The sequence below is a fragment of the Nitrospiria bacterium genome, assembly GCA_036397255.1.
Taxonomy (GTDB): domain Bacteria; phylum Nitrospirota; class Nitrospiria; order DASWJH01; family DASWJH01; genus DASWJH01.
This window is the reverse complement of the sequence record DASWJH010000041.1, coordinates 1-8453: the sequence shown is the minus strand read 5'-3', so window position 1 is coordinate 8453 and position 8453 is coordinate 1. Positions and strand designations below refer to the sequence as shown.

4 protein-coding genes are annotated in these 8453 nt (G+C 45.0%); 1 reads left to right on the top strand and 3 read right to left on the bottom strand.

Going from position 1 to position 8453, the window contains the following annotated elements:
* Positions 1 to 85: 85 nt before the first annotated feature.
* Positions 86 to 238 (bottom strand): hypothetical protein, encoded by a 153-nt coding sequence (locus VGB26_05120; GenBank protein HEX9757168.1) that lies wholly within the window; start codon positions 236 to 238, stop codon positions 86 to 88.
* A gap of 288 nt (positions 239 to 526) precedes the next feature.
* Between VGB26_05120 and VGB26_05115 the strand changes: the two genes are divergently transcribed.
* Positions 527 to 1558: a 2Fe-2S iron-sulfur cluster binding domain-containing protein gene (locus VGB26_05115; protein ID HEX9757167.1), complete on the top strand. Its 1032-nt coding sequence runs from the start codon at positions 527 to 529 to the stop codon at positions 1556 to 1558.
* A gap of 63 nt (positions 1559 to 1621) precedes the next feature.
* Here the strand turns inward: VGB26_05115 and uvrA are convergent, their stop codons facing one another.
* Both uvrA and VGB26_05105 read right to left on the bottom strand, forming a co-directional pair.
* Complete coding sequence (uvrA, locus tag VGB26_05110; protein HEX9757166.1) at positions 1622 to 7264, bottom strand: excinuclease ABC subunit UvrA; 5643 nt, start codon at positions 7262 to 7264, stop codon at positions 1622 to 1624.
* A gap of 223 nt (positions 7265 to 7487) precedes the next feature.
* On the bottom strand, positions 7488 to 7940 hold the full coding sequence (locus VGB26_05105; protein ID HEX9757165.1) for an Hsp20/alpha crystallin family protein: 453 nt from the start codon (positions 7938 to 7940) through the stop codon (positions 7488 to 7490).
* Positions 7941 to 8453: the final 513 nt, after the last annotated feature.

Genomic DNA, 8453 nt, shown 5'->3' with positions numbered 1-8453 from the left:
GACATGGATGCCTCTCTTGCATATACCATGACTTCCATATCGATGGACCCTCTAACTCTTCGATGGATGAATAATTCCGCACGGATCACATTCGCCAATGTGCTATCCCTAACTTAATGGTTTGCCGGACAGGCTCATAAGCGACTTTATTAGGGGGATGAGATTCCAAAAAAGAGGGCCAGGAAACCGGCTCTTCCTCCTCCCCTCCCGTTAGCAAGTTTTGGTTATCTTTAACCATAAATCTTTAACCCATTAAAAACATAGAGTTTTAAAAAAATTTAATCCTAAAGTCGAATTAGAAAAGGGGAAAAACCCGTCCCCCCCCCTTTTTGAAGAATAATGGAAGAATATCGGTTTTTTTAACTGTCAACTGCCAAGCTTTCTTCATAACTCATTATTGGATGGCTACAAATCTTAAAAAACAACTTGACCATTAGACCAACCACAGGGTAGTTTCGGTTTAATCATGAAAACATGAAAAAACGAGATCACATTAAATTTCTAAAAAGGTGGGGAGGAAAAAAGCATGCCGCGGGTTCTTTTTAAAAAAACAGGCGATACTTTTACCTGTGAAGAAGGGAAATATCTTCTGGATCTATGTGAAGAACATAACTGCCCAATTCGTTTCAGCTGCAGGGCAGGAGCATGCGGAGCCTGTGTCATCGATGTATCGGTAACCCCCGAGGGCCTTAACCCCATGACCGCCCGGGAAAAACGAACACTGGAAACCATTGGGGCAGATCTTTCAAAACACCGGTTGGCATGCATCAATCGGGTTTTAAATGATTTGGAGGTTGGGGACGCCACCACCACCACGTCCGAACGCGCAAGGGCAACCGGTATCCGTACCGGATTCGAAGCCGAAGTGGTCCATACCCGCCACCTAACGGATATTGTCCGGGAAGTGACATTAAAACTGATTCACCCGGCAATCATTTCTTTTCTTCCGGGCCAATATCTTTCTTTTACCATTAAAGATCACGAACACATTCGCCGATCCTACAGCATTTCCTCCTCTCCGGAAGATCGCCACCGTGTGACCCTTTGTGTTCGCGCCACCAGCGGGGGGTTAGGCTCCAATTACATACACCGCCTCGAGCCTGGAAACCGGGTTCAGTTCGATGGCCCCTACGGGGAGTTTATTTTGAATCAGTCCTCCCATCGGGCCATTATTTTTATTGCGAACGGAACCGGAATCTCCCCCATTATGGCCATGCTGCGCCATTTAGTGGATGCCAAGGCAAAACAGAAAATACAATTGTATTTCGGTTTACGCCACGCGAACGATATCTTTTACCAGGAGGAATTAGAAAAAATTGCAAAAGCCCTTCCCCAATTCAAATACACATTATGTCTTTCACAACCTTTTCCTAACCGATGGGATGGTTTTGTGGGCCGTGTCACACAACTGATTGAAAAAGAAATCAAGGAGGTTATGGCCAAAACCCATGAGGCCTATCTTTGCGGTGGCCAAGGCCTGATCAATGACAGCAGCAAAATTCTATTAGGTAAGGGATTTTCAGAAGAGCAGATTTATCACGAAAATTTTTATTCATAGGGAATTTACCTGTTCAAGGGGTATTCGAAAAATCTCTTCATTTCATTTTCTGCTTTCTGGCCACTAAGGATTTTTCTTTTTTGATCCTCTCTCCTTTAAAAAAGTGGAAAGGATTTTAGCCGTATGGGATTTTTTTCTGTTTTTTGCCAAATCCTCAGGGGACCCTTGTCCCACAATTTCCCCACCCCCATTTCCTCCTTCTGGACCGAGATCAATCACCCAATCGGCTTCAGCAATAATATCCAAATTGTGCTCAATAATCAGAACTGTATTTCCAGCAGAAACCAAACGGTGTAAGACCCGAATTAGTTTTTCAACATCTGCCATATGCAAACCAATGGTTGGCTCATCAAGGACATAAAGTGAATGGGAGCCATTTCCGACAGATGATTCCTTTTTATCTTTCCAAGGGGGTTCACCCCCATTTCTTAAAGTTTTGGCTTTTGCCAATTCAGTCACCAATTTGATCCGTTGGGCTTCTCCACCGCTCAAGGTCGGACTTTGTTGTCCAAGGGTCAAATATCCAAGCCCCACATCTTCTAAAAGTCGAAGGGCACCATGGATTCGGAAATGGGAGGAAAAAAATTTGGAGGCTTCCTCCACACTCATCCGCAACACCTCTGAGATGTTTTTTTCCTTGAAACGAACCATCAGGGTTTCCTGGGAGAATCGGTCTCCCTTGCAGGCTTCACAGACTACAGAAACATCTGGCAAAAAGCTCATTTCAATCTTTTTTGCCCCTTGTCCCTCACACTCTTCACACCTTCCACCTTTCACGTTAAAGGAAAACCGGCTTGGACCATAGCCCCGCATCCGCGCTTCAGGGGTCTCTGAGAATAGCTGGCGGACGGCGCTCCAGAAACCCACATAGGTTGCAGGGCAAGACCGGGGGGTTTTACCAATAGGGGTCTGGTCAACTTCGAGAATATGGGTAACGGGTTCCCATCCCACAATTTTCCTGCAACCCATAAAACGGAATTCTCTTTCCCGTTTCCCTTTTAGCTTTTTATTTTGGAGTAACGCTCGGAGATTGTGATGCAATATACTCCGGACCAGGGTGCTCTTCCCACTTCCACTGACCCCGGTCACACACACCAATTTTCCCAAGGGAATTTCGACCCGAATGTTTTTAAGATTGTGGAGTGTCGCCCCCTGGACCCCAATGATCCCTTTTTCTTTATTACCTTTCTCTCCATCACGTTTCTCCATCAAGGGATGCAGAAGGGGCTTTAAGAGAAATTGGCCTGTAACGGATTCTGGATTTTTAACTATCTCTTTAACGGATCCCTGGGCAACTACCCTTCCCCCATTAAAACCCGCCCCAGGACCCAGATCCACCACATATTCAGCACTGCGGATGGTTTCTTCGTCATGTTCCACCACAACCACGGTATTGCCTTTTGCTTCCAATTGATGAAGTGTATCCAACAACCTCCGGTTATCCCTTGGGTGTAGGCCAATGGTAGGTTCATCCAGAATATAACAAACCCCTTTCAGGTTAGAACCCAATTGGGAGGCCAGACGTATTCGCTGGGCTTCTCCCCCGGAAAGGGTGGGTGCGGACCGATCCAAAGACAAATAGGACAACCCCACCTTTTTTAGAAATAATAAACGTGAGCATAATTCATCAAAAATATCCCGCGCAATTAATGCTTCTCGACCCCCCAAACGCACACTTTTAAAAAAACGATTCGCCTCCTCCACGGACATCGCGGTTAAATCAGCAATAGACCGTTTTTGAAATTGTACGGCCAAGGCTTCAGGACGAAGCCTTTTCCCATTGCACCCCTCGCATACCAAGGCTTCTCCCTCCCACCAATCGTTCCACCAAATTTCCTCTCCACTTTGTTCCTCATCAAACCCCGGAAGGATTATTCCAGCTCCAAAGCATTTTGCACACCATCCATGCTTAGAATTATAAGAAAAAAGCCTCGGGTCAAGCTCGCCAAAACTTCGCCCACAATGGGAACAAGCACGCTTTACCGAAAAAAGGGAGTTCGAAGGGGAAATTTGAACTATTCCTTTCCCAAAGCTGAGAGCCTCTTCCAGATGTTTTACCAGGCGCGCCTCCTCCTTTGGAACCACCTTCATTTCCCCGATAGGCAACTCAATATGGTGTTCTTTAAACCGGTCCAACCTGGGCCATTGGCCCGTCGCAACCATATGTCCATCTACCCTTAAATGTGAAAACCCTTTGCCCTGTGCCCACGATGCCAGATCGGTATAGTAGCCCTTTCGGGAAACCACTAAAGGCGCCAAAATTAGGATCCGTTGACCTCTAAATTTTTTCATTATTTTTGCAAAGATGGCTTCTGGTGATTGCTGCTTGATTGGAATCTGACATTCCGGACAGAATTGAATGCCCAATTTTACAAATAAAAGGCGAAGAAAATGATAAATTTCAGTTAGTGTGGCAACCGTGCTTTTTCGCCCTCCACGGCTGGTACGCTGCCCAATGGCTACGGTGGGGGGTATTCCAAAAATGGCATCCACATCGGGTTTGGAAGCAGGCTGAACAAATTGCCTTGCGTAGGCGTTCAACGATTCGAGATATCGGCGCTGCCCTTCGGCAAACAAAATATCAAAAGCCACCGTGCTTTTCCCGCTCCCGCTCACTCCGGTAATGACGGTAAACTTGTCACGAGGGATTTGAATCTCCACCCCCTTTAAATTATGTTCTCTGGCGTTGTGAATCTGAATAAAGGGGTTGTTTTTTTTCTCAATCAAATATTTCTTATTTTTTAATTTTGTTTTTCTCTTCCCTTGGGGTTGGCCTAAGGTCCAATCATTTTCTTTCAAAACTCTCTGGTATCCCTCCAGGGCCTGCCCGGTATGACTTTCCTCATGTTTAGCCACCTCATGGGGAGTTCCCTGACAAATCACTTCACCCCCTGCCTCTCCCCCGTCAGGACCCAAATCGATCACCCAATCAGCGGCTCGGATGACATCCAGGTTATGCTCGATGATAATTAACGAATGGCCTTCTAATACCAACCGTTTCATTGCCTTTACCAAAGTAGCGATGTCATGGAAATGAAGCCCTGTGGTGGGTTCATCAAAAAGAAAAAGCTTGGGCAACTCCTTGTTTTTTCTCTTTTTGGCTTTTGCAAGATGGCCGGCCAATTTCAAGCGTTGTGCTTCTCCTCCCGAAAGGGTTGGAACCGGTTGACCTAATTTTAAATATTCCAAACCCACCGCTTGCAACGGTTCAAGAGAACGGAGCACATCTGAATACCCTTGGAAAAAACCCATGGCTTCCGAAACCGTCAGTTCCAAAACCTCTGAAATCGACTTTCCTCCTTGGGTCCGAAATTTCAAAGGATTCTCATTTGAGGGAATAAGTTTCACCTCTAATATCTCTTCGCGATACCGCCTCCCATCGCAGTCCGGGCAGCGTAAATAGACATCGCTTAAAAATTGCATTTCAACATGTTCAAACCCATTTCCGCCACAGGTCCCACAACGCCCCCGCCCTGAGTTGAAACTGAATGTTCCCGCAGAATACCCCCTTTCTTTGGACAAAGGTTCATTGGCAAAAGCTTTTCGGATTGAATCCAAAGCACCCACATAGGTAGAAGGGTTAGAGCGCGTGGTTTTTCCGATGGGAGATTGATCCACCAGGACCACCTCCTGGATTTTTTCATGTCCCCGGAGGGCCCTGTATTTCCCGGGGGGATCTACCGGATGTCCTTTTATTTTTCGAATGGCCTTATAACAAATATCTTGAACCAAAGTGGATTTTCCAGATCCGCTTACCCCGGTAATACAGACCAATCGGTTCAAAGGAATTTTAACGTCAATTTCTTTCAAATTGTTTTCAGATGCCCCCAGAATTTCTAAATGGAGTGTTGCAGGAGGTTTGGGCAGACCTTCCTCATTGGATGCGACCGCTTTTCTCCCAGAGAGATAATCTGCGGTCAAAGAACGTTTGGAACCTAATAATTCCTTGGGAGTACCCCAAAAAACAACCCTCCCTCCTTTTGCTCCGGGTCCTGGGCCCAAATCCAAAATCCGATCTGCTGCAAGCATGATTTGAGGATCATGCTCTACCACAATCAGCGAATTGCCTGCCTTTTGTAACTGTCGAAGGACCTCGATAACACGGCCCATATCCCGAGGGTGTAAACCAATACTGGGTTCATCCAAAACAAAAAGCGTATTAACCAGAGAAGTTCCCAGGGCAGTGGTCAAATTAATTCGCTGGACTTCTCCCCCGCTCAAGGTTCGAGATTGCCGATCTAAAGTTAGATAACCCAATCCCACTTGAACCAAATATTGAAGCCGGATTCGAATCTCTTTTAAGAGCAAGTCCAATGCCGCATCCAAGGGAGAGGGAAGATGAAGTTGATTAAAAAATTCATAACACCTTTCAATGGGTAAAAGTATCACGTCATGGAAGGTTAAACCTGGGAGGGAGAAAAAAGCCTGGTCGGATAATTGATTAAAAGGGGGATTAAAACGGCGATTCAGAGAAATGACACTTTTTGCATCGTTTTGGCTTCCCAAACGCCACACCAAGGCCTCTTCCTTGAGGCGGGAACCCCCACAAACCGCACACAGATTATAGGCCCGATACTTTGACAACAAAACCCGGATATGCATTTTGTAACTCTTGGTCTCAAGCCAATTAAAAAAACGTTTGACCCCATACCATTTCCCATCCTCCCAAAAACCTTCCCCTTCTATGACCCAGCGCTTGTGGACATCTTTAAGCCTTTTCCATGAAATCCCAGTGGGGATCCCTCGCTTTCGTGCAAACCGGATCAGATCTTCCTGGCATTCTCTGTTGCTTTCCGTCTGCCACGGTTTTATCGCACCCCCTGCAAGGGTTTTCGTTTCGTCTGGAATGACCAGGCTGAAATCGATCCCCATGGTTCTCCCAAATCCACGGCAGGCTTCACATGCCCCGATAGGAGAGTTAAAGGAAAACAGGTTGGGAACCGGCCCGCGATAATATAAATTACATTTCGGACAGTGCAATCCAGAGGAAAAGCGCACAGGGGAAAGGCTATTCCCTGAACGATCAAGGGGATAGATGAAAACCATCCCTTGACCAAAGCGAAGGGCGGCTTCAAGTCCTTCAATGATCCTTTGTTGCTTTTTCTCATTAAACACAACACGATCCTGGATCACCTCAATGACACCCTCATCTTCCCGATGAATCTTTGTGTAACCCTGCTGGGCAAGCAGATTTTTGATTTCACCTCTAGAAAAATTTATCGGGACTTTCACCGGAAAAACAATCAGTAAACCTGTATCATTCGCAAACAGATCCTTTTTCAGCAAATGCTTGAATATACGATCCGGGGTGTCACACTGAACCGGCTGACCGCAACCCTTACAGAACAATTGAGCCGCTCGGGCAAAAAAAAGTTTCAGATGATCATTTAATTCCGTCATGGTACCCACCGTGGAGCGGGAGGTTCGAACCGGGTTGGTCTGATCAATAGCAATCGTTGGGGGAATTCCTTCAATGCGGTCCACATGGGGTTTATCCATGCGGTCTAAAAACTGTCTTGCATACGGGGAAAAGGTCTCGACATACCGACGTTGGCCTTCTGCATATATCGTGTCAAATGCCAATGAGGATTTTCCTGACCCACTGACACCGGTCACAACAATTAATTCATTGAGAGGAAGCTTCAGATTCAGGCTTTTCAGGTTATTTTGTTGGGCCCCCTTGATATGGATATGGTTTTTGGCCATTTTCCTTCCACCCCTTTAAAACATAATGGATATAACTTAAAATTTGGTAAATCCTAAAAAAATTACCTGGATCATTATAGGACCCATGGAAACACCCAATCAATGTTAAAAGGGTTTTAATGATAAAAGAAAGGAAATGTGGAAGGTAAAACCTGTAGGGAAGAATCGACTAACAAAAAAGAATAGCAAAAAAAAAGGGGAGGAAAACCCTCCCCTTTTTAAGTTATTTTACGTCAATTGCGATATGACGCGGTTTTGTCTCCTCTTTCTTTGGCAGTTCAATTTTTAAAACCCCTCGATCATAATGGGCTTTAATTTTGTCCTGGTCTACCGTTGAAGGAAGCGTAAAGGTCCGGCTAAAGGTTCCATAGCTTCGCTCAATTTTGTGGTATTTTTCCTTTTTCTCTTCTTTTTCCAGTTTCCTTTCGCCTGTAATGGTCAACTGGTTTTCTTCCACATGGACTCCAATATCTTTCTGGTTCATTTCAGGAAGCTCCGCTTTGATGACCAATTTTTCCTCATCCTCATAAACATCTACACTTGGAGCCCAGGTGCTCAACCCAATCCCATCCTCCTCTTCAATAAAGGGTCTCAAAAAAGGCTCCCTTAACATACGGTTCATCCGGTCTTGAAGTGAAACGGCATCTTTAAATGGTTCCCATCGTACGAGTGACATAACAACCACCTTCCTTTCTAATTGGTTATCGTTATATTATCTTTGCGCCTTTCTTTCTAACCATGAAATGGGGGAAGTCAAGGGAGGGGGGAAAATTTTAATTTTATTTAAAAACAATTAAATTTCAAATGGTTACAATACTTACCTGTTTCCACCAATACCTTTAAAGCCTTAAGGGGGTCCTCAAATTGCCCTTTTACAACCTAACTGAAAACTCATTTTTAATAATTCATTGCCCAGTTGGGCCCGGTAGGTATTGTAAAACTTCTTTTTACAACAAGAGACTCGTTCCCGTCACAATGAAAAACAATTTCCTTTCTCCAAAGATCTTATACCCTTTATCGTTTGAATAGGCTTTAAGCAAAAATGTGGTACTGTCAAGTATTTTGTGTGAATTTAGTGAACCAGTGTAATCTATGATTCACCCTGCCCACCGGCGTTTTCCTCCAAGCCAGCTCCATCTTTAATGCAATAAAAGCCAGAAGTCTGTAACAAGAACTTTCTCCTGCCACA